This is a genomic window from Varibaculum massiliense (assembly GCF_900106855.1).
In the GTDB taxonomy this organism is placed as follows: Bacteria; Actinomycetota; Actinomycetes; order Actinomycetales; family Actinomycetaceae; genus Varibaculum; species Varibaculum massiliense.
Map to the genome: position 1 here is coordinate 696,840 of NZ_FNWI01000004.1, position 22,161 is coordinate 719,000.

A 22,161-nucleotide genomic window follows, 5' to 3' on the forward strand; every position below is an offset into this window, starting at 1 on the left:
TATTTCAAGGATGCGACCAGCGTGAAAAATTCGGGGCGGACGCTGCTTCCCCGCGTCCGTCCCGAAAGAATCGCTTACCTGGGGGGCTATACCGGAGGAAATCCCTCTTTAAACCCCCAGGTCAACTGGGTTTATTTTATGCCTCTTGCTTTAGACGTTGAGCTAGATTTTCAATCAGCACATTCATAAAGCCATCGGTGTCTAGCCAGGGATGATCCTCAGCAATCAGGCGCGCTAGGTCTTTGGTCATTTGCCCGCCTTCGACAGTAGAAATAATGACATCTTCTAGGGTCTCGGCGAAGTGGGTAACCTCCGGGGTGTTGTCCAGATTGCCGCGATGTGCCAGACCGCGGGTCCAGGCATAGATAGAGGCAATCGGGTTGGTGGAAGTCTTTTCCCCGCGCTGCCAGCGGCGATAGTGCCGGGTTACCGTACCGTGCGCTGCCTCGGCCTCGATAGTGCGCCCATCGGGGGTCATAAGCACCGACGTCATTAGCCCCAGAGAGCCGAAGCCTTGCGCTACCGTATCGGACTGGACGTCGCCATCGTAGTTCTTACATGCCCATATGTATCCACCTTCCCAGCGCAGGGAAGAAGCCACCATGTCATCGATCAAACGGTGTTCATAGTGCAATCCGGCTTCCTCGTATTGTGCCTTGAATTCGGCGTCGTAGATGTCGGCGAAGATATCTTTGAACTGCCCGTCATAAGCCTTCAAAATAGTGTTCTTGGTGGACAGGTAGACTGGGTAGCCGCGCAGCAGACCGTAGCGGAAGCAGGCGCGGGCAAAATCTTTAATGGAATCGTTGAAGTTGTACATTCCCATGGCGACTCCCCCATCTTCGGGGTATTCCACCACGGTATGCTCAATGGGCTGGGAGCCATCTTTGGGATGGAAAGTAATAGTCAAGCTGCCAGCACCGGGAATCTTGAAATCGGTAGCCTTGTATTGGTCACCGAAGGCATGGCGGGCAACTACGATGGGTTTTGTCCATCCGCCCACCAGGCGCGGCACGTTGCTCATAATAATGGGTTCCCGGAAGATTACCCCACCCAGAATATTCCGAATGGTGCCATTGGGTGATTTCCACATTTTGCGCAACCCGAACTCTTCTACCCGGGCTTCATCGGGGGTAATAGTTGCGCATTTAACCCCTACCCCGTGTTCCTTAATCGCGTTAGCGGCATCAATGGTGACTTGGTCACCGGTGGCGTCGCGGTTCTCGATGCTGAGGTCGTAGTAACGAAGATCCACGTCCAGGTAAGGAAGAATCAGTTCATTACGGATTTTTTGCCAAATGATGCGGGTCATTTCATCGCCGTCTAGTTCGACGACTGGACCGGCTACTTTGATTTTTGCCATGAATAACTCCAAAAGCTGTAGTTTTAAGTCCTCGCTATCAACTTTACTCGACATCGAGATAAATTCGCAATGGCTAGCACTGTGAGCTGGCAGGCGATTTCGCGGCTCACAGCCGCAGGTGTTCCACCCCTGCTACCACCGCGCAGCGATGAACGCTTCACCCAAAGTAGCTTCTTACCTTAAATTGGTTATATGCGGGTTCAGATTGGCAAAACTATCCAGGCGCGACCGGCGCCCCTTATCTGGCTCGAGGCCGGACTGGGTGGGTCTATGCGCAGCTGGGACCTGACTTTCCCGATTCTTTGTCGCGCTTTTTACTGCGCCCGCTCTACCCGCTCCCCGATTTTGCGCCCCCAAGAGGACGCGAAGGTAACTTGGCAAAGCCTAGTGGCGGAAATGCGATCGGGCGGAGAAAAAACCGCCGCTCACCTGGGAGCTACCTTTGATAATCCCCTGCCTATAGTGCTGGTGGGACACTCCTATGGGGCGATGCTAGTGCGAGTCTGGGCAGCGCAGCTATTAAAATCCCCCGCTCCCTCCCGGGTGCGGCCAGTGGGAATCGTGCAGATAGATCCCTCTTTTGAGGGAAATTACGAGGGCGCCAGCCCTCTGTACCAAGATATAGAGCAAAAAATCCTGACCTGGCTTTACCGGGGTGCCGCCCGCGAGCAACCCTCCTTTTATATGGCCTGGCAAGACCTGCAAGAAATTGACCTGCTGGATCGCCAGCTCCCCCAACTGGTTATTTCCGCAGCTCACCGCCGCTCCAGCAAAACCTGGCAAGGGCTTACTTCTTTTGCTCGCGCAATAGATGCCCGCTTAGTGCGCGCCGACTCTTCCCGCCACCTCTTGCAAGTTTTTGATCCGGTAACCGTCGCTAGTCAGATTATTGAGTTCACTGCTCGCGCACGCGAGCAACTTGAACATAAGGGGTTTTAAGCGTTAAAAAAATTTGCGGCACCCCCGAGGGAAATCTCTGTCCGCGAAATAACTTAGGCGCCCCTACCAGGCTGCCTTGACACTACGTGAATCGCCCCCGAGAGCTTGCTTTACGCAGCTAACTTATATAAATTAACAATGTTTTAATGGCTAAAATAATCAATAGGTAGAAACACCAATATTTGCCCTCAGAAATGAATCTTGGTGTCGGAGGTGGGAAGTCCCCCATGAAAGTTTCCTTTAAGCAAACCCTGGCTCTACTGTTGGCATTGGCGTTGGTGTTACCGGCGGCAGTGATGCTTTCCCAGCCGCTGACAGCTGACGCCGCGGAAACCCCCAAATACGCAGACAAACTGAAGGTGGAACCGGTAAAGCTGCCAGCGGGCGAAAAGGCAGCAGATTTCGTCAAGAACCCGGAGCAACCCGATATCTACACTCTTCGTAGCGACTTTAAGGTTGAAAGAAATGGGGAGTACGACATCAACTATCAACCCTATGTGGCGACCGTAGGGGCAGCGGCTACTAAAGACGAAAAAGACAAGGTAAACAAGAAGATTAAGTTTCCGGATTTCCCGGGTTACGGTAAGCCGAAGGATAACGGCAATCCCCTAGACGATTTTCTTATCAACTATCAAGAAGTTGTGGAGAAAGCTAAAAAGGGTAAAAGCAGCGGGGATGCGGAATACGGAATCGCTCACCAAAATTCCCAAGAATTTAAGTATGACGCGGAAAAGAAAACCATTAACGTCAGACACGTTTTCCAAGACATTGGTGATTTTGACAAATATGGCAATAAACCTGGAGAAACCGGCGAAACTAAAACTACCGCAGAAGGTAGCGTGGGCTCGAACCTGAAAATTCCACCTTTACCAGCAGATGAAATAAAAGGTTTCGTTCCGGAAACCGAGTATATCCAGGTCCAAGTTCCACTAAATACCGCGAAATTTACCGTGGAATATCGTTACAACCGTAACCACTATGACGTCACCTTTGATACCGACGGGGGTACGGAAGTTCCTACCCGCACTCTTTACTACCAGCAAGTAATCCCCACCCTGGATGCCAAAGATATCCCCACTAAAGTGGGAGCTACCTTCCGAGGTTGGAAACCTTCGATGGAGCTAAAAGATAAATCGGGCACGACCTTTAATGCCGGTGAAGTTATTAAAGACAGCAGCGGTAATGCGATTAAAGATCTAAAAGCGCAGCTGGTTATGCCGGCTGAAAACGTCAAGTTCACTGCGGTGTGGAAAGATAACGAGAAGGCAGACTATGCAATCCAAATTTGGACAGAAAAAGCCGACTACCCCGAGGGGGCTTCTCTTTTAGAAAAATATGATTTTGTGAGTACCCACGTGTATAAGAATCAGCCCACCGGTACTCGTCCAGAACTTGAAAAGGAGACGGTAAACGGGGTGGAGTTTCCGGATCTGGATCAGGCACGGTTAGATAAAATATGGAAAAACCAAAGATTTAACCGGGGTAAGGACCTCTTACTGAATAAATTCTATACATACAATAAAGATTTAACCGATAAAGAAAACGCTGATCCAAATAGCCCCAACTTAGTAAAGACGGTTTCTTCCACCGGCAAAACCGTCTATAACATCTATTATGATCGCCAGGTGTATGACCTTTACTTTACGAAGTCGAATGATAAGCAGCATGATGCAGATGAGGCGACCTTCTATCCCGAAATTTGGAGACACGGCAAAAAGTTAGGCGAGCCAGGAAACCCATACCACTTTAAGGCCCGGTTTAACCAGTTGATGACAGAGTGGCCAAATGACGCCGAGGAAACCAAGGGGTTTTCCCCGGGTAAGCAAAGTTTTGGCTGGAGTCCAAACTTCGATGTGCCACATTGGGTCTACCGCGATACTCCTCCCTACCGGCTATCGGCTGATGAGTTCCTAGATATGGCAGGCTACGACAACCTGGGTGGTTACACCAAGAAGATTGATGCCGGAAATGGCGTCACTAAGAACCTCAAATGGTTTGAGTTCACTACTCTTTCCTTTGGTATCGAACAACGGGGTCGCGACAAAGATGGAAACCAGCCAATGCCTCACCACATGGACTTTTGGATGGATGGGTTTGAGGACGGCAAGACCATCATTGACTACAATCTTTATCGAACCAAGTCGGACACCTCATCGAACAGCTATGACCACAGATATCCGGTAGTCCAAGGATTTACCCCTTACCGCACATCCGAAACAACGGAGAAGCTTACTGCGGATGAGCTTGCTGCTATGAACGAAGAGCGGGCAGCGGTGACCCCGTTTCCTAACGAAACGGTAATTGGCCCCTATGAGGATGATGTCCGAACCAAGGGCAAAATGAAGTTTATGTCCACCTTCTTTAACCGTGCCGACGAATGGGGCGACGTTGCCGATGGCAGCGATCAATTTGATACAAATGGCTATATTCGCTTTAAGTACCACCGCAATAAGTACAAGCTGCGGTTCAACAATGATCCCGCAAACCTCAAGGACGACAGTGAGTACAACGACACCAATCAGACAGACGTCCTCTACCAAAAACCCTTAAAGGATTTAAACCTAGATGATCCTCAGACCTTAGCGAATCTGAAGCTGACCGATCTGGTGGAAAAAGATGGCGACGGATATCGGATTAAGAGACCAGCGGGACTGGCGCCCGAAATGGTATTTAAGGGTTGGGCGCTAGACCCGGCGGGGCAGAAACTGGTTTGGGAAAACAAAAAAGAAACGATGCCCGCCCACAACCTGGTGCTCTACGCCAAGTGGGGGGGAGCCGGACTACAAGTGGAAAGTAACCTTTGACCCCAATGGGGGCAAGTTAGCTTCCATTGAGGAGAAGAACGTTACCACCGCCCGTAAAACTATTAAAGGCGATGTTGGCTCAGATCCAGAAACTTACGCGAAAAAGGGCGCAAATGAGGGGGACAAGCAAGTCTTTACTGTTGTGCAGCGACAAAAGCTGGTAGAACCGGCAAAACCAACCCGGACAGGCTATAGCTTCATGGGTTGGGAGGTACTGCGCTATCAGAAAGATGCCAATACCGGTGAATACACCGACAAAGTGGACACCTCTTATCGGGACACCTATAAAGTTCCGGAACTTTACTCCTACGGTAACGACGTAGTAAGTCCCATTTACCTGAAAGCCATTTGGGTAAAAAATGATATGCAGGATGTGCGAGTTTACCACCACTTCTTGGATAACAATCTCGCAATTGATAAGACCGTGAAGCCTAATCCCGCTAAAGAAACTATAGGAAACCAGCGCGCAGGTAAATTGGTATCCGCCACTGGTGCAAAGCAAGATGACAATTGGATTTTGGCTTCCGATGAAGAATTGCGGAACACCAAAGACAAAGACACTAAAACACTCTATGACGATTATCAAAAGCTGGCTAAAGAGCTTGGTAACCTGGCAACGCAAGGTAACCCCTATTTCCAAACGCTCCTGGTAGAGCCAAAGCAGATTTTGCAGGGTGGCAAATTAGTTGATAACCCCAACTTCAAGCACAATGAATTCCACTTCTTCTATCGCCCCTTCAGAAGCCGCCACTATAAGGTCAACTATGTGGACGAAAGAGCCCAGACGGAGTTGGCGAAAGCCGCTACCGATGCGAAAAAGAAAGAGATTATAGAGAAATACCGCATCTTGGATCAAGAAGAAGTCACCAGTGCAGCTCGGCATTACGACGCCCGCAACTATAAGCCGATAATTGGCTGGAAACTGAGTTCTAATCCCCAGCAGCAGCTCTTCTACGATGTAGAGGAAGACACTAACAAGTTTTTAGGAATCAACGGTACCGGTTCCGACGAGATTACCTTCTTCTATAAAGATGTCAGAGTTATTGAAGTACCGAAAGATGACCCGACGCCCGATGGATACGTCCGGGTTATCTTTAAGGCAAGCGATGGCGGCTCCTTTGGTACCGATAAAGATGGGAACCCCATCAAAGAAATTCATTACGACGTGCTGGAGGGCACTAAGTTTGAGTCGATTCCGATTCCTCAGACATTGAAGAAGGGAGAGAATCCGGAAAAGGACAAATATTACATCACCCCGGAAGACGGCAAGGCTTTTGAAAAGTGGGATCAAAATCCACTTTTGTCTCCAGAAACCATCATCAAAAAGAAGGATGACGAATCTCCTTACGTCTTTACCGCTTATTTTGACTGGTTTACTCTCACCACCGAAGGCATGGCTACTACCGAGTCCTTTGCTGATCCCGCTAACACCTGGACAAATGATTTTGCACCAAAGCTGGATGATTTAAAGAACCTGATTAAGGCGAAATATAAGAATAATCAGATAAAACCCTTGCCCGAGTATGAAAGTATAGATTTCTATGACGAGGGTGGGAAGGAAGTAAAAACCCCTGCCGACATCTACGTGCTGGTAAGCGAAAAGGGGAAGACTGACTCCGAGGAAGTTGTTCGCACCATAACCCTCAAGGCGAAAGTAAAAATTAAGGGAGAGAAAAATACGCGGGAAATTGACGTGCCGATAAAGGTCTACAAGAACCGCTATGATGCCCTCCCCTCAGGGGAAATGCCCGACTTCTTGAAGGAGGCAACCAGTGGTAATGGTGATTTAGTGAACCTGCTAAAGGACACTAAAGCCCGAAACTACGTCAAGGTGACGGTGAAGCCCTCCAGCCGACTGGGCAATCTGACTCCTAAGAGCTATTGGGTCAACCCCAAGGCTTGGGTTGAGATTCCCGAGATCGCAGTCAGTGACGGAGAAAAAGCCGCAACCGGGTTTAAGCATTGGTCCGCCAATAAAGCAGCCCAAAATGAGGGGCAAGCTCGGCTGGGAGTTTATGGCTTCAGTAAACGACATAAGTTCAGCGAAGACACGGTTATTACCCCGGTATTTGTAGATAAAGTAGTTACCCCGGTACCGGAAAAGAAGGAAAATAAACCGGTGGTGTCGCCCGGTCCGGTAACCGGCGCGAATGCACTGCTTTACCTGTATGCGGCAGCTTTGTTTACCGCAGTTGGCGGCGCGCTGGTGATCAGCAGGATTAGGAGGAAAGCACAGCGGGCATAACCCGCAATAATCCTGAGGGTAAAACTAAGTAAGGGCGGGGACGCACATTTTGCGCGTCCCCGCCCTTAAAAAATTATTTACTGTTATTAGTCATCCTGATTTAGGATTTCGCCACTGCCCTCGATCTGGCGAGAGCCACGCTGCACCGCGATCTTGCGGGGCTTAGCTTCTTCGGCAACCGGGATAACCAGCTTGAGTACCCCGTCCACATACTCCGCCTCCACCTGGTCAAGAGCTACCCCATTACCCAAGGTGAGCTGGCGGGCAAAAGTGCCAAAGGGGCGTTCGTGGGTGAGCCACTGGGCGCCCGCAATTTCAGGGGATTTGCGCTCGGCTCGTATAGTGAGGGTGCGATCCTCGATATCAATATCTACACTGGCCGGATCCACCCCCGGCAAATCAAACAGAGCGATGAACTTTTCCCCATCGCGATACAAATCCAGGGGCATAGCTGCCCGGGAGGGACCTTGACGCATGGCGTCATCAAAAATCGCTTCCATCTGGCGGAAGGGGTCATACCTGCGAACCATGATTACTCCTTACCCCCGCAAAGCGGGAAATCTTCTCGCCGAGAATTTCTCGGCCTCACGCCTCTTATTTTGGCACTCTAAGCGTCTTAGTGCTAGCAAATTATTCTGGAGGCGAAAAGTTAAGTCTTATAGGCTCAACTTTACTTTTTTCTTTACCCGCGCTCTTAAAAAAATAAAAAAAATGCTTTTAACAGCCAATACTGCCCTCATTTAGGCATGAGCCGGAATCTCAAACCGAAACGCCGCCCCAAAGACGCCCGAAAAGCGTTAGCTACTGAGAAAATGAAGACATGAGCACGCGATACCTACCTTTATTCGTCTACGGCACCTTGAAACTCGGTTCGCGCGGCTTTGGCTCCAGTCTGAAAGCCGCAGTGACCGAATTCGCCCCGGCCTATCTGCGAGAAGCCTCCCTATATATCGGGGCATCCTATCCGATGGCGATCCGCTCTATCGGCGGTACCGGAATCGTGGGACAGATCCTCTTAGTCGAACAGCGTCTCTTTGAAGAAACCCTAGAAGAACTCGACGACTACGAAGGCTACCTAGGGGAAGGCGACCCCAATAATATGTACACCCGCCAAACCGTGCGGGTAGAGGTATTCCCCGACGAGGACAGCACCTGGGAAGGTCCCACCCAAGACGTACAAGCCTACGTCTATATGGCTACCCCCGATTCCTTCCGCGAGCACCGCGGCGAGCTGGTACTCTCCCCCAGCGGCGATTGGGAAAACCACGAGGAAGAATGGGAAGAGCTGTCCCCCGCCCTCGAGGACACGCAAGACCCCAACGTTGATGAACGTTTCGCCGACGACGAGGACGAGGACGAGCTAGATCGCTAAAGCCTACTTCTTTCCTTCAGCGCCCGCCGCCAAGGATTGCTGATACTTCATCATCACCTTTTGCTGGGATTCTTGCCCCGCCAGGAACCAGCGTCCATCGATCTCCTGCCACCCCATTATCTGCAAGGGCGTACCTTTTTTATCCTTAATCAGAATCGCTTTCACGCCTCCGGCATCTGCCGCTTTTTCGGGCGCAAACACCATATCTTTTAGCTTAATAGCGGGACTGTCTGGAACCTGCGCAAACGCCTCCTTAGCGGCAGCCGTACACGCCTTTACGCTATCGCTGTTTCCTGCGGATTTCTTACTTAAAGCGGTCACCAGCTCCCCACGCGCGGCGGGGGAGCTAAGCACACATAAAGTTTCGGCGTCCTTATCCAGTAGCGCCCCGTAGTAGGCTCGCGCGCCCTCCTTCGGGGAGGCGGCACCTTCGGGATTAAAAATCTTTTGTAAAAGCCCGCTGGCGTAGAGCCCCACTACTACCAGGGTTATGACCGCCACTGCCCCTAAAATCCAGGCAACGACCCGGCGTGAATTTGAATGTGCCTTCTTAACCGGTTCAGATTTCTTTACCGAAATCTGGGAAACATCAAAAGAGCTGCCCGCGGGCAGGGGCGGTACTTCCTCCCGGTCAACGTGTCCGCCAACTTGGTTACCCCAAACCCGTTCGTCGTCTTTATTCTCCCCAGCTTCATCTGGCTGCTCCGGCGATTCTGACTGGCTACCGGCTAAAGGTAAAATTTCTGGAACCTGGAACTGCTGATCGTCGCTATTTTCCTCACCGCTGTGCAAGACTGTGTCCTCTGGATCTGCGGTGTCTGCGCTATCTTCAGCAGCTGCGGCTTCATTGCCATCTGCGGTCGCTCCGGCGTCTTCGATTTCTTCGATTTCTTCTGCGTCTTCTGCGTCATCGGAATTATTATCGGCTTCCCCCAGCTGCTCAGAAAGCCTTTCTTCTTCATCCGATTCCTTGCCCTCTCCCGTTGAATTCTCACCCGCAACTGTCGAGGAAGAAACTTGTTTTTCGTCCTCTTCGCGGGTTTGTGGCAAAGATTTCTCTCCTTCGTTCGCCGCCGGCGAAACCTTTTCCTGATTTCCGGAGCTGTTATCGGCATCTGCTAAGCCATGCCCAGCCGTTTCTTCTTTATCTGCTTCCTTACTCATAGGGCGATACTACCGGGAAAACCCTGCTAAATGCTCATTGAGATGGAGTTAGCGTTCGCTAAGGGGAGCAATCTCCGATACCCTGAAAACAGGTCAAAGAGAATCAGCATATATAAAACAGCTGGTTACAGACCACTAAAAAGAAGATTAGATAACTAAGTTGGGATGAGTAATGGCAACTGCAGAAAAAGATAAGAAGAAACCCACCGTGGTACCTAGTGCGGAAGAAGCCAAGGAACTAATCCCCGCCAATAACGTTGCCGAGGATCAAGGTCAGGGGCTAACCACCGTTGCCGATCAGGTAGTGGCCAAAGTTGCCGGTCTGGCTATTAAAGAGATTCCCGGAGTTTACGACCTGGGTACCTCCGCCGCCCGCGCCCTCGGAGCCTTGCGGTCTAAAGTCGGTGCTTCTGAAAGCATTACTAAGGGAATTTCCGTAGAAATTGGGCAAACCCAAACCGCGCTGGACGTGGTGCTGATTGTGGAATATCCCCATCCGGTACACCAAGTAGCCGACAAAGTACGCGAAGCGATTTTCTCCGCTGTCGAAGGGCTAGTGGGCCTGGAAGTCACCGAAGTAAACATCAAGGTTACCGATGTGCATGTACCCGACAGTGACGAAGAAAAAGAGGACGAGAAGGAAAGCAAGGATCTGAAGTAACCTTCGCCGGAAAGGAAAATAAAATGACCACCATAGCCGGTATTTTTTGTGGTGCTTTTCTGGCCTATATGGCCGTAGCTCACGGGTTTTTCGGATTTTTAGTCGCCATCCTGTTTATGGCCATCGGGGCAGTATTAGGCAGGGCGGCTTCTGGCAAGCTAGATTTGAAAGGCGTTGGTGAAGCCCTGATCGGCAAGCACACCACCACCTCCGATTAGAAAGGAGGCGTAATGCAATCCGATAAGGAACGGGCGGATCTCCCGGGAATCACCACGGTTTCCTCGCGCGCAATCCAAACCATTGTGGCTGCCACCACTGGACGACGAGTCAGCGTACCCAATAAGCTGATAAAAGTTACTACCCACGATGACCAGGGATTATTGGGGATAAATATTTCTTGTCCCTTAGATTATCGTGCCCTGGACACCATCAGGCAGACCCCGGACACTTCGGTGTTTTCACTGGCAGGCAAGGCGCGCCAAGATATCGTCACTCGCGTCAGCGAAATCGCCGGGGTAAAAGTAGGGCGGGTAAACCTCCGCCTGACCGGACTACACAGAAATACAGAAAAGAGGAGGCTGAAATGAGCAAGAAAGCTAGCCAACCTCGCCTGTATGTGTCTTATCTGGTTCGGCGAGAAACCCACTCTTCCCGGGCATTAATCAGCGTCATCCTGGCACTGCTCTTGATTGCGGGAATAGGGTATTTAGCCGCTGAGGGAGTGCTGTCCGCGTTAGGGCGTCCTCCCCTGCTGGCTGCTCCCCAAGACTTGTGGGAGCAAGCCCCGGTAGCTTTACAGGAAAAGTCTCGCCCCTTAGTAATCATCGTGGGGGCAGTATTGGGGCTTTTCGGTCTCGGATTACTAGGCAAAGCGATTCTTCCCGGATCTTTAAGTAAACATGCATTAAGGGACGAACGCGCCGCCTACGTTGCCGATGACTCGGTGATCGCCTCCGGGATTTCCCGTTTGGTGCGCGAAGAGGCAGGACTCCCCCAGGGAACAGTGTCTACCGCGGTCAGTAAACGCCGCTCGCTAAGCACGATTACCCCCAGTACCGGTCGCCCCCTAGACCAAGGGCAGATGACACAGTTCACGAAGGATGAAGTTACTTCCTGGAACTTGCAGCCGCGGCTAAAAACCACTGTTAAAGTCGCCCCCGAGGGGAGGCTGGAGAAGTGAAGAAACTGCCGCGGGCATTGAACCGGATTCTGCTGTTCGTTTTCGGTTTGCTTTTCTTAGCTGCCGGAACGCTGCTGGTGGGAGCAGCCATAAATGCGCCGCTGCGCGACCTGGTACTTAAATATCGCTCATGTCTAGATAGTGACTACACTTCGCTAGTGCAGAAAGCAACCTTTACAGTGTCGGGGCAGCAGTTTTCCTGGATACAGGTGGGGCTGATTGCAGTCGCGATAATTGTCGCCCTCTTGCTAATCACTTGGATTTTTTCCCAGGGAGGCGGCAAGATTCGCTCACTGGCTTTAAATAAGGCTGGAAAAGATTCCGAAAAAGAGGGCGAGATTACCGCCGAACTGGGCTTAATCCGGGACATTATCGAGGACGAAGTCAGCGACAGCCGCTGGATCTCGTCCTTGAAGGTGGCTTCTTGGGACGTGAAGAAACAGCCTGGACTGCTGCTAAGTGCCGCAGTTTTTAAGGGAGCAAATCCTCGAGAAGTAAAGACAGAGCTTGACCAGGCAATCGCTAGGCTCGATCAAGTTTTAGGAATAAAAATGCCGATTCTGGTGCGGCTAACCACGAATTGGCGAAGTAGCTTAGGGTCTGCGGACCGCGTAGATTCCAAGAAATAAAAGGAGAACAAAATGGGATTAGACGACAAAATTAAGAACACCGCTGAAGATTTGGGTGGCAAAGCTAAAGAAGCTGCTGGCAAAGTTAGCGGAGACAAGAACGTAGAAGCCGAAGGCAAAGTTGACCAGGTGGGCGCAGAAATCAAAGACAAGGTTTCTGAGTTTACCGACAAAGCCAAGGACGTAGCCGAAGAAGCCGGCGCCAATCTGAAGGCTGCTGCCGAAAAAATCAAGGAAGGTTTCTCTAACGATAAGTAATCCAGAGGAAACTAAGCTTTAAAGTAGCTAAATAAGGAATCGGGAGGCGGTAGCCTCCCGATTCCTTATATATTTTGCTTAATAAAGCGGACTTGCCAGGATTACCCCCAACGCGCCCTTAAAACCTGCAGTTAATCCAGTAGGGAGGGCAGAACCTTAGTTTCGTCGCCAATGCGCATATCCGCAATCTTCCCGGATGCGCGTAGCTCTTTTAGGCGGGGAACTACTCGCCGACAAATCCCCCAAGGATCAATCGTGTTTAAGTAAATCCGGGTGCCGCCCTCGAATCCTGCCAGGGTAGAAATCCGCCATTTAACCAAAATCCGCCAACGCATGGGGGTGGAAACCGAAAGCGGACGGTGATACCACTCTTCATTGCAGGGGACATCCGCCCCGGTCGCCGCATGGATAGCGTGCAAAATATCGGATACTGCCCGCACTTTCTTTTCTCCCGCATCCCAAGGATTACAGGGCTTGCCCAGCGGCCAGACTGCAATCGTGGGATAGCGGTGTCCCACCCCGGCCATCGCAATCGCGTCCTCGTTTTGCGCCAAAATCAGCCCGCGAGTCGCCCGAATCTTTAAAATCGTGTGGTAAATATCGGGGTCTTTACGCAGCCGCTCGCGTTCTTGCGCGGTCTGAACCGGGAATTCATCAATTGCCACCAATTGTTTATGTAGGTGATCGAAACTGGCGCCCGCCGGTTTTAGCCAGTTCTGGAAAGTGGCCACGTATTTAACTGCCGAATCCAACTCGTACAGGTCACGCAGCGTGCGGGCGGTGAAAGCGGTATAGGCATTATGTTCCTCGGGAGTGAGGGTACCTGCCGAGGCCAGTTGGGAAGAATCGGTCGCTCCGGGAACAAAATGTCGTTTAGCCACAATCAGGTCATGTCCGCCCGAAAAGAAGGAATTGGCATGCCCCAGCATCTCCGGCTCGCTCATGCCGTCTATTTCCGCATCATTCATCCCGTATTGGTGCAGCTTAGCCCGCACTACCCGCAGCACATGGTCATAGCCGGTAGGGGTAGACAGGTATTCCGCCATACGTTGGCGTTCCTTATCGGAAGGCTGGTGTCCGTAATTCAGGTTCCAGTATTGATAGGAAACAATCTCGAATAAGTTGGGAATCCGGCGAAAATCTGCCGGATATTTACTGAGCTGATCGGCTGCCAGCCCCTCCGCAATCCGAAAATCCCCACAGCTAGTAGTCTTATCTGCGGGAAGTTCCTGATCCCCGAGGACAATCCGAGATTTTTCGGGCGGAGTTTCTAGATAGCGATCTGAGCAGAATGCGCAGCTAGCAGTGTGGTCTTTTGCAGTAATCGGCGTGGGATTAACCTGCGGCTTAGAAAGGGGCCGATGCCCCCGCCCCGGCACGGTCCACACTTCGGTTCCGGTCAACTGATTTCGCTGTTTAACGGTTCCATCTGCCAGTTTAACTAGGGCGCGCGCGGCTTCTGCTTCCTCTTTTGCCATACTTCCACCCTAGTTGCCCGCACCCATTTTTTCGTTCACCCTCGGCGCGTGTAGCTCAGATACCCCAAAACCGCCAGGTCTGGTTTATAGTGAGCGGAAGGAAAGGAGGGACATTGATTAAGTATTTGGGCTCCAAACGAAACCTGGTGCCAGCTTTAGGAACTATTGCCACCGCCGCTGGCGTCAGAAGCGCCCTCGACCTATTTTCTGGCACTACCCGGGTTGCCCAAGAGTTTAAACGCCGTGGAATCTTCACCACTGCCTGCGACCTGGCCTCCTATAGTTACCAGCTGGCGCGCACCTATATCGAAACCGATGCCGACACGGTAGATTACGACGCTTTGCGCGCGCACCTAGCCGCAATGAGCGCCCTAGAAGGCAAAGAGGGGTATTTCACCGAGACTTTTTGCCGGCAGGCCAGGTTTTTCCAACCCCACAACGGAGCGCGCATCGATGCTTGCCGCGACTATCTGGTTCCCCTAACAGACGATCCCCTATTTCCGATTTTATTAACTTCCCTGCTAGAGGCAGCCGACCGAGTAGACTCTACCACCGGGCTCCAGATGGCATATTTGAAGAAGTGGGCGCCGCGTTCCTATAACCAGTTAGAACTGCGGGAGCCGGAACTAATTTCGGGCAAGGGACAGGCACTGCAAGGAGATGCCCTCAAGCTGGTTGACCAGGTACCGCCAGTCGACCTCGCCTACCTAGATCCCCCCTATAACCAGCACCGATACTTCACGAACTACCATATTTGGGAGACTCTGGTGCGCTGGGATGCCCCGGAAACCTACGGGGTAGCCCGCAAACGAGTAGATGCCCGCGGCGAGGAGCACCGCTCAGTCTTTAACTCCAAACGCACTATGGCAAGCAGTTTCTTTTCCCTGCTGCATCGGGTACGCGCCAACACTATCGTGGTTTCCTATAACGATGAAGCCTGGATCAGCGAAGACGAGATGATTAGCGCCATCTATCAGGCCGGGTTTGCCCGGGTAAAGAAGTTTTCATTTCCGCAACGCCGCTACGTGGGGTCAAAAATCGGGATCTATGACCCCCAGGGAAAGAAAGTTGGGCAACCGGGAGCAGCCCATAACACTGAAAACGTATTCGTAGGGGGCGAGGAGGCGACCCTGTCCCAAATCAGCGCGGCATTAGCGTCCTAAACTAGCTGGCAGGCAGAGGAACGCCTAGTATTGCAGCCAGCCTTTAGCTTGCTGGGAGAGCTGTTCTAACAGAGATATCGCTTCTTGCGCCCGCGCTGCCGGCACCATCAAATGATCGTGATACAGACCGGATAAAACATTGCAGGGAATAGATTGGCTGGCCAACTGGGAAGCCACGGTAAAAGTAAGCCCGGTTTCTTCCAAGGAAACATCACAGTCCAAAGTGATACGGCGATAAATCTTTTTCCCCTCGGCCACTCCGGCAGCTTTAGCCTGTTCCAAAGGCACGATTAGGGTAAGTCCTTCTTCCTCTTTTATCTGCGCGAACGGCTCCAATCCCGCGGGCAAACCATCCCGCTCCGACAAGAATACATACTTGCCAAACATGTGGGGATGCAGCTTAGACAATGCTAGGTCAAAGTCAGAATAAGAACTCATAGTTTTACGGTATGAGGACGAGCGCTGCCCGCGCTTTTCAGTCTCACTCTACGGTCGATTTATTTTAGTTTATGCAGGTGAATACGAAAACTTTCAGGCTACGCTCAGCAACTTGATTTAAAATATTGGCTCGCCCGTTCCCTGGGGGGAGGATGTAAATGCTACCCGCCCTCGCCTTAGTTTAAAACTAGCGGCAAAAGTCAGGACATTCGCCGATAAACGCTCATCACTGCCCGCGCCACTGCCGAGGGCGCCTCAAGGGGAACCAAATGCCCGGCGCGTGGCACCGAAACTACCCGGGTACCGAGCGCCTTAGCCATCGCTTCGGCTTGAGCAGCGGTAGAACTTTGATCTTGTTCCCCGCGCACTACCATTGCCGGAATCTGCGCCCTCCCCAAAGTTTCCAGGCGCCCCGGACGCGCCGCTAGCGCCCGTTGTGCCCAAGAGATGGCCTCCCCGGGAGCCTCGTTAATCCACTTTTCCATCAGCTGCGGAATCTTGGGAAAATCAGTAACAGTTTCTTTAGCCAACATAGTGGGGATGCCCTCCACTAACTGTTCTTGCGCCCTGCCTACTAAGGCCCCTACCGCCATCTCGGTGCGAGCTGCCCGCGCGGCGGGAGTGTCAATATCAGCCTTGGTGCCTACCAGAACCACTCCACCCACTAGGCGCGGATGACGCTCAATCATCGCCTGTGCGGTGTGTCCCCCCATAGAGTTTCCGCACACCAGCACTTTTTCCGCGCCCTCCGCGCGCACCGCCTGGGCTACATAGTCGGCATAGATTTCTAAAGAGGGTGGGTCAGTGGGAATCGGTGAATGACCGAAACCCGGGGGATCAACAGCAATCACCGGTACCCCCTCGAAACGGCGCGCCACCCCTTCCCACATTCGGTGATCGTAGGGGAAGGCAGCTAATAAAACTACTGCGGGAGTACCCCCTATTCTTTGCGCATCGCGCGTAAAAATCGCCACGTTCATAAATCCATCTTCGCACAGCTCTCCGCTTAGCTTAAGGTAAATCGGCGCGAGAGTTGGCCTTTTCCGGGAGGCGGGACTTGGCGCGTCCTCAAATTTAGCTAAAGACCGCGTTCCCAGCAGGAGCGATGCCAGTGGCGGCGTCCTTCCAAAGCGGAACGCTGACCAAAAAGAGAATCAGTGCGCCAAGCCACCACATGCGCCTGACCAATCTGGATTTCCTGGCTACAGCCGGGGCAACGATAAACCTTGCGCGCCTGCGAAAGATACTGCACCTGATAGTCGCCATCGGCGCGGGAAACTGCCCGTGGCATCGAAGCTAGAGAATCCATCCGCAAAGGGCGATGCTCGCCCCAGGGACGCTTACGAGAACGCCTGGCCACTTAAAACGCTAAAGCTCCCCGCTTATAAACCCGCATGGGATTCAAATCGGCATCGGTAACCAGCAGGTCCGCCGACTTTCCGGCAGCAACCTCCCCCAATTGGGAGTTCCCCATGATTTTTGCCCCTTGCATCGAAGCGCAATAAACCGCATCTACCAGCGGGATTCCCGCCTGATGTGCGATTTTAACCTGGTTAATCAGATGGGAAGTTCCCCCGGCAAGCCCCCCGCCTGGCTGAGTTAGCTTAGCTACCCCCTCTTTAACGCTTACCGCTTGTCCGCCGAGGACGTAGTCACCATCTCCCAGACCGGTCGCCGCCATCGCATCGGTAACAAACACCATTTGCTCCCGCCCGATCAGTTCATACACATTACGCACCAAAGAAGGAGCGACATGTACCCCATCAGCGATAAGTTCTACAATCACTCCGCCCCCGGCGGCATCCGCCAGAATCTCCGGAACCGGACCGGGATTGCGGTGATGCATAGGCGCCATCCCGTTAAACAGATGGGTAACAGTAGCATGCGGGCAGCGAGCGCTCGCGGAATGTTGCAGGGTTTGCCGTACCTCTACCAAGGCATCCCGCATCTTTTCAGAGTTGGTATCGGTATGCCCGAAAGAAGGCACCGCTCCGCCGGCAATCAAAGTTTCTGCCACCCCGGAAGGTCCCATCGCATAAGGTTTTTCAGGCGCAAAAGTCATCGATACCGCATAGCCACGCGAAACAATTAGTAGCTCGCGCGCTAAGGGCGCGTTAGGGGCTTGAATATGTGCGGGATCTTGCGCGCCACAATGACCTTGAGCGATGAACGGGCCTTCAAAATGGATACCGGCGAGTTTACCTGCCTCGCACAATTCCGCCAGCATCTCTGCCTTTTCCCGAAGCACCATCGGGGATTGGGTGACCAGCGAAGCCACCAGCGAAGTGGTTCCCCAACGCAGATGTTCGGACACCGCTGCCAGCGCCTGTTCTTTGGTTTGGATATCAGGGAAGGAGACTCCCCCACCGCCGTGGCAGTGTACGTCAACCAGACCGGGGAGCACATAGCGATCGTCACTGGGAGATTCCGCAGCTAAGATTTCATCGCCGAACCCGACCTCTTTAGCGGCGGTTGCCTCCCCCACCCAGACGATGGCATCCCCGGAGACCACCACTGCCCCATCAGTAATGATGCGATTCGCGGTGACCACTCGTCCACGTAGTGCGAAAACTTCACTCATAGCTGCAATGCTCCTGCCCGCTCAGTATTATTCTCATTGCTTAAAATAGGCGCGATTCCGCGTCGTCCACCCCTCGCATCGTATCGTAATCCAAGGTTAGACAGCGAATTCCTCTATCCTCGGCAAGCGTTCTAGCTTGGGGTTTGATGACTTGCGCGGCGAAAATTCCCCGCACTTCCGGCATAATCGGGTCGCGGGAAAGTAAATCTAGATAGCGGGTTAACTGTTCCACCCCATCGATTTCCCCGCGTCGCTTAACTTCGATGGCTACATGATTGAGTTCGGGGTCAAAAACCAGTAAATCTACCGGACCTACCGGAGTGGGGTATTCACGCCGGATTAATTCCCAACCAGACCCGAGGATTTCGGGTACTTGCGCCGCCAATAATTCTTGTAAGTGCGCCTCTACCCCATCTTTTTGCAGTCCCGGATCTATTCCCAGGTCGCAACTGGTTTCCGAGAAAATCTCCCCGATTCGCAGCTTTAACTGATCGCCAGTTTTTGCCGATTCTACTAACCAAATCTGTTCTACCCCGGCGGCCTCGTCCTCGGGTAGCACCGGCAGTTCTTCGATAGTTGCCGGACCCGCCATCCAGTTGAGAGGTTTATAGGAGCCGCCATCACAATGGATAAGCACCGACGAATCCGCCTTTACCATAATCATTCGCGGTGCCATCGGTAAGAAAGAGGTTAGACGACCACTGTATTCAACTGAGCAATTAGCGAAGAGAACGCGCATGAGAATCTATTCTAAAGCAAAAAGATTTTAACCCCAGGATTGGGGAATTTCCCGAGGAGGTGCCGCCTCTGCCCAAGAAACCAGACCGGCGTGGTCATCCTCAGACAGGAAGAGCCAAAAACGATGAGTACCTACCGTAACCGGCACCGCTACGTTGCGCACCCCTTTTTTGGAGAGGTAGTTATGCACTTTGCCTAACTCTAGATGCCGACGTGACCAGGTCTTGTCGGGGCGAAAGGAAAGACCTGCCGCTTTGTGCCAGTTTAAGGACTCGGCTTCGTAGACCGCACACCCCTCGGTCCATCCGGAGGTCACGTCCGGGCGATAAGAGCACAGGAAAGCTCCCCGACGATAGAGCCGATTCATGCGCCACAGAAAATAGGCGGCGATTAAAGCCACCAGGGCAGCAATCACCAATATGATTAGCAGAAAAACTTTTAGCGCCGTCATGGCCTAACTATATCTCTTAAAGATGATTCTTTTCGGCCTAGAGCCCATCTACTACGATAGTTACCTTGTCATCGTCAACCGAAACGAATCCGGGAACCACCTCAAACTCTTGGGCGTCCGGATCATTTTCCTTTGCCCCAACTTTTACTTTACCAGCGGTAATGGTAGCTAAAAGCGGGAGGTGACCCGGTAAAATACCCATAGAACCTTCGGTAGTGGGCAGGGAGACGAATCCCGCCTGCCCACTAAACAGCTCCCCAGAGCGGGTAACTAATCGAACCGAAAGCGAACTCATTACGCCGCTTCTTTCTGCAGCTTCGCCCAGTTGCGTTCCAGATCTTCGATCCCGCCAATATTGAAGAAGGCCTGCTCCGGAATATGGTCGTATTGGCCTTCGCATATCCGCTTGAACGCTTCAATGGTTTCCGAAAGCGGAACCGTAGAGCCCTCGACACCGGTGAACTTTGTCGCCATATAGGTGTTCTGGGACAGGAACTGCTGGATTCGGCGCGCCCGGTTAACGGTGAGCTTGTCCTCTTCGGAGAGCTCATCCATACCCAGGATGGCGATAATATCTTGTAGTTCTTTGTTCTTTTGCAGAATTGTCTTCACCTTGGTGGCAACCTGGTAGTGCTCTTCACCCACATACGTGGGATCCAAAATACGCGAAGTCGAAGCCAAAGGATCAACCGCCGGATACAGACCACGCGAAGCAATATCACGCGAAAGCTCGGTAGTGGCATCCAAGTGTGCGAAGGTGGTCGCCGGAGCCGGGTCAGTATAGTCGTCAGCAGGCACGTAAATGGCCTGCAGGGAGGTAATCGAGTGCCCCGCCACCGAAGTAATCCGCTCCTGTAGTAGCCCCATCTCGTCGGCGAGGTTCGGCTGGTAGCCTACTGCCGAAGGCATGTGCCCAAGCAGGGTAGATACTTCCGAGCCGGCCTGGGTGAAGCGGAAGATATTATCGATGAACAACAACACGTCTTGATGCTGTACATCCCGGAAGTATTCCGCCATGGTCAGACCGGTTAGCGGAATCCGCAGACGAGTCCCCGGAGGCTCATCCATCTGTCCGAACACCAGTGCGGTCTTGTCAAAGACCCCCGCTTCATCCATTTCGTGAATCAGGTCGTTGCCTTCACGAGTACGCTCGCCTACACCGGCGAATACTGACACGCCTCCGTGGTCTTGGGCTACGCGCTGAATCATTTCCTGAATCAACACGGTTTTGCCTACGCCCGCGCCTCCGAAAAGACCAATCTTGCCGCCCAGCACATAGGGAGTGAGCAGATCGATAACTTTAATCCCGGTCTCAAACATCTGGGTCTTGGATTCCAGCTTGTCGAAAGACGGCGGGTCACGGTGGATCGGCCAACGTTCTTTAATTTCGAGAGTCTCGCCCTCTTCCAGGTTGAGGCAATCACCGGTCACGTTAAATACGTGTCCCTTGGTTACGTCCCCTACCGGAACCGAAATGGGGGCGCCAGTATCGGTAACCTCTTGTCCACGCACTAAGCCGTCAGTGGGTTTGAGTGCTAGGCAGCGAACCACATCGTCACCCAAGAACTGCGCCACCTCCAAAGTCAGCTTATGAGGAGCTGCTTCCCCTTCCATCTGAATCATGGTTTCCAGCGCGTTATACATTTCAGGCAGATGATCGGGCGGGAACTCCACGTCCACGATCGAGCCGATCACCTGGGAAACCCGTCCCACGCCCGTAGTCCGTTCGGTATCACTCATTAGAGTCTCCTTATTCCTTGTTTCCTCTAGCGACCAGCGGCCAAGGCTTCTGCCCCGCCGACGATCTCAGTTATTTCAGTAGTAATTTCTGCCTGGCGTGCGTTATTTGCCAGACGGGTGTAACGCTCAATCATGTCTTGGGCGTTATCGTTTGCAGTATGCATAGCAGTTTGCCGGCTGGCCAGCTCACTGGCTGCTGCCTGCAGCAGCGCCGACCGAATCCGCGAGCGCACATACATGGGCAGAATCTGATCCAGTACTGCCTCGGGGTTAGGCTCGAAATCATAGAGTGGGGGAACTTTACCCTGGGGTGGATCCAGGTTAATATCCATCTCCATCTCTACGGCTTCTTCTTCCGAGATGACCTCCAGAGGCAGCATCTTGCGCACTACCGGAACCTGCTTAACCATATTCACATACCGGGTGAACACCAGGTACACCTGAGCTACGCCCTCGTTAATCACATCCGCCAAGAAAGCTTCGGTGAGGACGTCTGCTATCTCGTAAGATTGCTCGATTGTCGGGGAATCTGAATTCCCAGTCCACGAGCGCTTAACCGGAATCCCCCGGAACCGGAAATAACTTTCTGCTTTGCGCCCACAGCTGTACAGTACCGGCTCTTTACCCTGCTCTTTTAGCTCTTCAACCAACTTTTCAGTTTCCCGCAAGATGGAAGCTGAATAGGCACCAGCCAGACCGCGATCCGAAGTAACACACATCACCGCTACCCGGTTAGTGTCCGTACGTTCACGGGTAACTGGATGATCAAAGGAAGAGTGCATCGCCAAAGCCGCCAAAGCCTGGGTAATCGCCGAGTCGAAGGGCGTGGACTGAGTGGCAGCTGCGCGAGCCTTCCCGATACGCGAGGCCGCAATCAGCTCCATAGCATGAAAGACCTTAGCCAGCGTCTGCGTGGCCTTAATCTTCTGCTTATATATCCGCTGCTTTCCGCTCAAG

General features: G+C 52.5%; 24 protein-coding genes. 11 read left to right on the forward strand and 13 right to left on the reverse strand.

Going from position 1 to position 22,161, the window contains the following annotated elements; translation table 11 throughout:
• Positions 1 to 136: 136 nt before the first annotated feature.
• Positions 137 to 1,363, reverse strand: a complete 1,227-nt coding sequence (locus BQ5456_RS03115) for an NADP-dependent isocitrate dehydrogenase (protein ID WP_071128707.1) — start codon at positions 1,361 to 1,363, stop codon at positions 137 to 139.
• 192 nt (positions 1,364 to 1,555) lie between these two features.
• On the opposite strand from BQ5456_RS03115, the gene BQ5456_RS03120 reads away from it, so the two are divergent.
• The 3 genes from BQ5456_RS03120 to BQ5456_RS10555 all read left to right on the forward strand — a co-directional run bounded on the left by BQ5456_RS03120 (position 1,556) and on the right by BQ5456_RS10555 (position 7,351).
• On the forward strand, positions 1,556 to 2,302 hold the full coding sequence (locus BQ5456_RS03120; RefSeq protein WP_071128708.1) for an alpha/beta fold hydrolase: 747 nt from the start codon (positions 1,556 to 1,558) through the stop codon (positions 2,300 to 2,302).
• A 227-nt stretch (positions 2,303 to 2,529) separates the two neighbouring features.
• Positions 2,530 to 5,106, forward strand: coding sequence for an InlB B-repeat-containing protein (locus BQ5456_RS10550; RefSeq protein ID WP_071128709.1), 2,577 nt, complete (start codon positions 2,530 to 2,532; stop codon positions 5,104 to 5,106).
• A gap of 142 nt (positions 5,107 to 5,248) precedes the next feature.
• Positions 5,249 to 7,351 carry a hypothetical protein gene (locus BQ5456_RS10555; protein WP_071128710.1) on the forward strand — a complete coding sequence of 701 codons (2,103 nt, stop codon included), beginning with the start codon at positions 5,249 to 5,251 and terminating at the stop codon, positions 7,349 to 7,351.
• An 86-nt stretch (positions 7,352 to 7,437) separates the two neighbouring features.
• Here BQ5456_RS10555 and BQ5456_RS03135 read toward each other — a convergent pair whose 3' ends face one another.
• Positions 7,438 to 7,881 carry an Hsp20/alpha crystallin family protein gene (locus BQ5456_RS03135; protein ID WP_071128711.1) on the reverse strand — a complete coding sequence of 148 codons (444 nt, stop codon included), beginning with the start codon at positions 7,879 to 7,881 and terminating at the stop codon, positions 7,438 to 7,440.
• Positions 7,882 to 8,171: 290 nt separating this feature from the next.
• Here BQ5456_RS03135 and BQ5456_RS03145 point away from each other — a divergent pair, with 290 nt between their 5' ends.
• On the forward strand, positions 8,172 to 8,723 hold the full coding sequence (locus BQ5456_RS03145) for a gamma-glutamylcyclotransferase family protein (protein ID WP_071128713.1): 552 nt from the start codon (positions 8,172 to 8,174) through the stop codon (positions 8,721 to 8,723).
• A gap of 3 nt (positions 8,724 to 8,726) precedes the next feature.
• On the opposite strand, the gene BQ5456_RS03150 is transcribed toward BQ5456_RS03145, so the two are convergent.
• Positions 8,727 to 9,887, reverse strand: coding sequence for a hypothetical protein (locus BQ5456_RS03150; protein WP_071128714.1), 1,161 nt, complete (start codon positions 9,885 to 9,887; stop codon positions 8,727 to 8,729).
• 172 nt (positions 9,888 to 10,059) lie between these two features.
• Here BQ5456_RS03150 and BQ5456_RS03155 point away from each other — a divergent pair, with 172 nt between their 5' ends.
• From BQ5456_RS03155 to BQ5456_RS03180, 6 genes are read left to right on the forward strand one after another with little or no spacing between them, the layout of a single operon-like run.
• Positions 10,060 to 10,548 carry an Asp23/Gls24 family envelope stress response protein gene (locus tag BQ5456_RS03155; RefSeq protein ID WP_071128715.1) on the forward strand — a complete coding sequence of 163 codons (489 nt, stop codon included), beginning with the start codon at positions 10,060 to 10,062 and terminating at the stop codon, positions 10,546 to 10,548.
• A gap of 23 nt (positions 10,549 to 10,571) precedes the next feature.
• Positions 10,572 to 10,766 carry a hypothetical protein gene (locus tag BQ5456_RS03160; protein WP_024059343.1) on the forward strand — a complete coding sequence of 65 codons (195 nt, stop codon included), beginning with the start codon at positions 10,572 to 10,574 and terminating at the stop codon, positions 10,764 to 10,766.
• A gap of 12 nt (positions 10,767 to 10,778) precedes the next feature.
• Entirely contained in the window at positions 10,779 to 11,135 is a 357-nt protein-coding gene (locus BQ5456_RS03165) for a hypothetical protein (protein WP_071128716.1), read from the forward strand.
• Positions 11,132 to 11,728, forward strand: coding sequence for a hypothetical protein (locus tag BQ5456_RS03170; RefSeq protein ID WP_071128717.1), 597 nt, complete (start codon positions 11,132 to 11,134; stop codon positions 11,726 to 11,728). The genes BQ5456_RS03165 and BQ5456_RS03170 overlap by 4 nt, the downstream gene beginning before the upstream one ends.
• Entirely contained in the window at positions 11,725 to 12,357 is a 633-nt protein-coding gene (locus tag BQ5456_RS03175) for a hypothetical protein (RefSeq protein ID WP_071128718.1), read from the forward strand. The genes BQ5456_RS03170 and BQ5456_RS03175 overlap by 4 nt, the downstream gene beginning before the upstream one ends.
• A 12-nt stretch (positions 12,358 to 12,369) precedes the next feature.
• The gene (locus BQ5456_RS03180; RefSeq protein ID WP_071128719.1) at positions 12,370 to 12,615 is read left to right on the forward strand and encodes a CsbD family protein; all 246 of its coding nucleotides are present in this window, start codon (positions 12,370 to 12,372) and stop codon (positions 12,613 to 12,615) included.
• A gap of 131 nt (positions 12,616 to 12,746) precedes the next feature.
• Here BQ5456_RS03180 and BQ5456_RS03185 read toward each other — a convergent pair whose 3' ends face one another.
• Complete coding sequence (locus tag BQ5456_RS03185; RefSeq protein WP_071128720.1) at positions 12,747 to 14,093, reverse strand: DUF4921 family protein; 1,347 nt, start codon at positions 14,091 to 14,093, stop codon at positions 12,747 to 12,749.
• A gap of 113 nt (positions 14,094 to 14,206) precedes the next feature.
• On the opposite strand from BQ5456_RS03185, the gene BQ5456_RS03190 reads away from it, so the two are divergent.
• Positions 14,207 to 15,256: a DNA adenine methylase gene (locus BQ5456_RS03190; RefSeq protein ID WP_071128721.1), complete on the forward strand. Its 1,050-nt coding sequence runs from the start codon at positions 14,207 to 14,209 to the stop codon at positions 15,254 to 15,256.
• A 24-nt stretch (positions 15,257 to 15,280) separates the two neighbouring features.
• Here the strand turns inward: BQ5456_RS03190 and BQ5456_RS03195 are convergent, their stop codons facing one another.
• The 9 genes from BQ5456_RS03195 to BQ5456_RS03235 all read right to left on the reverse strand — a co-directional run bounded on the left by BQ5456_RS03195 (position 15,281) and on the right by BQ5456_RS03235 (position 22,160).
• The gene (locus BQ5456_RS03195) at positions 15,281 to 15,694 is read right to left on the reverse strand and encodes an ACT domain-containing protein (protein ID WP_071128722.1); all 414 of its coding nucleotides are present in this window, start codon (positions 15,692 to 15,694) and stop codon (positions 15,281 to 15,283) included.
• A 200-nt stretch (positions 15,695 to 15,894) separates the two neighbouring features.
• Entirely contained in the window at positions 15,895 to 16,674 is a 780-nt protein-coding gene (locus BQ5456_RS03200; RefSeq protein ID WP_071128723.1) for an alpha/beta fold hydrolase, read from the reverse strand.
• Positions 16,675 to 16,772: 98 nt separating this feature from the next.
• Complete coding sequence (locus BQ5456_RS03205) at positions 16,773 to 17,054, reverse strand: ATP/GTP-binding protein (RefSeq protein WP_071128724.1); 282 nt, start codon at positions 17,052 to 17,054, stop codon at positions 16,773 to 16,775.
• A complete protein-coding gene (locus tag BQ5456_RS03210; protein ID WP_071128725.1) occupies positions 17,055 to 18,275 on the reverse strand; it encodes an N-acetylglucosamine-6-phosphate deacetylase in 1,221 nt (406 codons plus the stop codon). It lies immediately after the preceding gene.
• Positions 18,276 to 18,315: 40 nt separating this feature from the next.
• Complete coding sequence (nucS, locus tag BQ5456_RS03215) at positions 18,316 to 19,014, reverse strand: endonuclease NucS (RefSeq protein WP_071128726.1); 699 nt, start codon at positions 19,012 to 19,014, stop codon at positions 18,316 to 18,318.
• 27 nt (positions 19,015 to 19,041) lie between these two features.
• Positions 19,042 to 19,464, reverse strand: a complete 423-nt coding sequence (locus BQ5456_RS03220) for a DUF2550 family protein (protein WP_071128727.1) — start codon at positions 19,462 to 19,464, stop codon at positions 19,042 to 19,044.
• Between the two features lie 37 nt (positions 19,465 to 19,501).
• Positions 19,502 to 19,759, reverse strand: coding sequence for a F0F1 ATP synthase subunit epsilon (locus tag BQ5456_RS03225; RefSeq protein ID WP_071128728.1), 258 nt, complete (start codon positions 19,757 to 19,759; stop codon positions 19,502 to 19,504).
• Positions 19,759 to 21,204 carry a F0F1 ATP synthase subunit beta gene (atpD, locus tag BQ5456_RS03230; RefSeq protein WP_071128729.1) on the reverse strand — a complete coding sequence of 482 codons (1,446 nt, stop codon included), beginning with the start codon at positions 21,202 to 21,204 and terminating at the stop codon, positions 19,759 to 19,761. The genes BQ5456_RS03225 and atpD overlap by 1 nt, the downstream gene beginning before the upstream one ends.
• 26 nt (positions 21,205 to 21,230) lie before the next feature.
• Entirely contained in the window at positions 21,231 to 22,160 is a 930-nt protein-coding gene (locus BQ5456_RS03235; RefSeq protein ID WP_071128730.1) for a F0F1 ATP synthase subunit gamma, read from the reverse strand.
• Between the last annotated feature and the right edge of the window lies 1 nt (position 22,161).

What these genes read in the sequence shown, in the direction of transcription:
- BQ5456_RS03115 (WP_071128707.1), bottom strand. Translation starts at nt 1,363, where the DNA reads ATGGCAAAAATCAAAGTAGCCGGTCCAGTCGTCGAACTAGACGGCGAT.
- BQ5456_RS03120 (WP_071128708.1), top strand. Translation starts at nt 1,556, where the DNA reads ATGCGGGTTCAGATTGGCAAAACTATCCAGGCGCGACCGGCGCCCCTT.
- BQ5456_RS10550 (WP_071128709.1), top strand. Translation starts at nt 2,530, where the DNA reads ATGAAAGTTTCCTTTAAGCAAACCCTGGCTCTACTGTTGGCATTGGCG.
- BQ5456_RS03135 (WP_071128711.1), bottom strand. Translation starts at nt 7,881, where the DNA reads ATGGTTCGCAGGTATGACCCCTTCCGCCAGATGGAAGCGATTTTTGAT.
- BQ5456_RS03145 (WP_071128713.1), top strand. Translation starts at nt 8,172, where the DNA reads ATGAGCACGCGATACCTACCTTTATTCGTCTACGGCACCTTGAAACTC.
- BQ5456_RS03150 (WP_071128714.1), bottom strand. Translation starts at nt 9,887, where the DNA reads ATGAGTAAGGAAGCAGATAAAGAAGAAACGGCTGGGCATGGCTTAGCA.
- BQ5456_RS03155 (WP_071128715.1), top strand. Translation starts at nt 10,060, where the DNA reads ATGGCAACTGCAGAAAAAGATAAGAAGAAACCCACCGTGGTACCTAGT.
- BQ5456_RS03160 (WP_024059343.1), top strand. Translation starts at nt 10,572, where the DNA reads ATGACCACCATAGCCGGTATTTTTTGTGGTGCTTTTCTGGCCTATATG.
- BQ5456_RS03165 (WP_071128716.1), top strand. Translation starts at nt 10,779, where the DNA reads ATGCAATCCGATAAGGAACGGGCGGATCTCCCGGGAATCACCACGGTT.
- BQ5456_RS03170 (WP_071128717.1), top strand. Translation starts at nt 11,132, where the DNA reads ATGAGCAAGAAAGCTAGCCAACCTCGCCTGTATGTGTCTTATCTGGTT.
- BQ5456_RS03180 (WP_071128719.1), top strand. Translation starts at nt 12,370, where the DNA reads ATGGGATTAGACGACAAAATTAAGAACACCGCTGAAGATTTGGGTGGC.
- BQ5456_RS03185 (WP_071128720.1), bottom strand. Translation starts at nt 14,093, where the DNA reads ATGGCAAAAGAGGAAGCAGAAGCCGCGCGCGCCCTAGTTAAACTGGCA.
- BQ5456_RS03195 (WP_071128722.1), bottom strand. Translation starts at nt 15,694, where the DNA reads ATGAGTTCTTATTCTGACTTTGACCTAGCATTGTCTAAGCTGCATCCC.
- BQ5456_RS03200 (WP_071128723.1), bottom strand. Translation starts at nt 16,674, where the DNA reads ATGAACGTGGCGATTTTTACGCGCGATGCGCAAAGAATAGGGGGTACT.
- BQ5456_RS03210 (WP_071128725.1), bottom strand. Translation starts at nt 18,275, where the DNA reads ATGAGTGAAGTTTTCGCACTACGTGGACGAGTGGTCACCGCGAATCGC.
- nucS (WP_071128726.1), bottom strand. Translation starts at nt 19,014, where the DNA reads ATGCGCGTTCTCTTCGCTAATTGCTCAGTTGAATACAGTGGTCGTCTA.
- BQ5456_RS03220 (WP_071128727.1), bottom strand. Translation starts at nt 19,464, where the DNA reads ATGACGGCGCTAAAAGTTTTTCTGCTAATCATATTGGTGATTGCTGCC.
- BQ5456_RS03225 (WP_071128728.1), bottom strand. Translation starts at nt 19,759, where the DNA reads ATGAGTTCGCTTTCGGTTCGATTAGTTACCCGCTCTGGGGAGCTGTTT.
- atpD (WP_071128729.1), bottom strand. Translation starts at nt 21,204, where the DNA reads ATGAGTGATACCGAACGGACTACGGGCGTGGGACGGGTTTCCCAGGTG.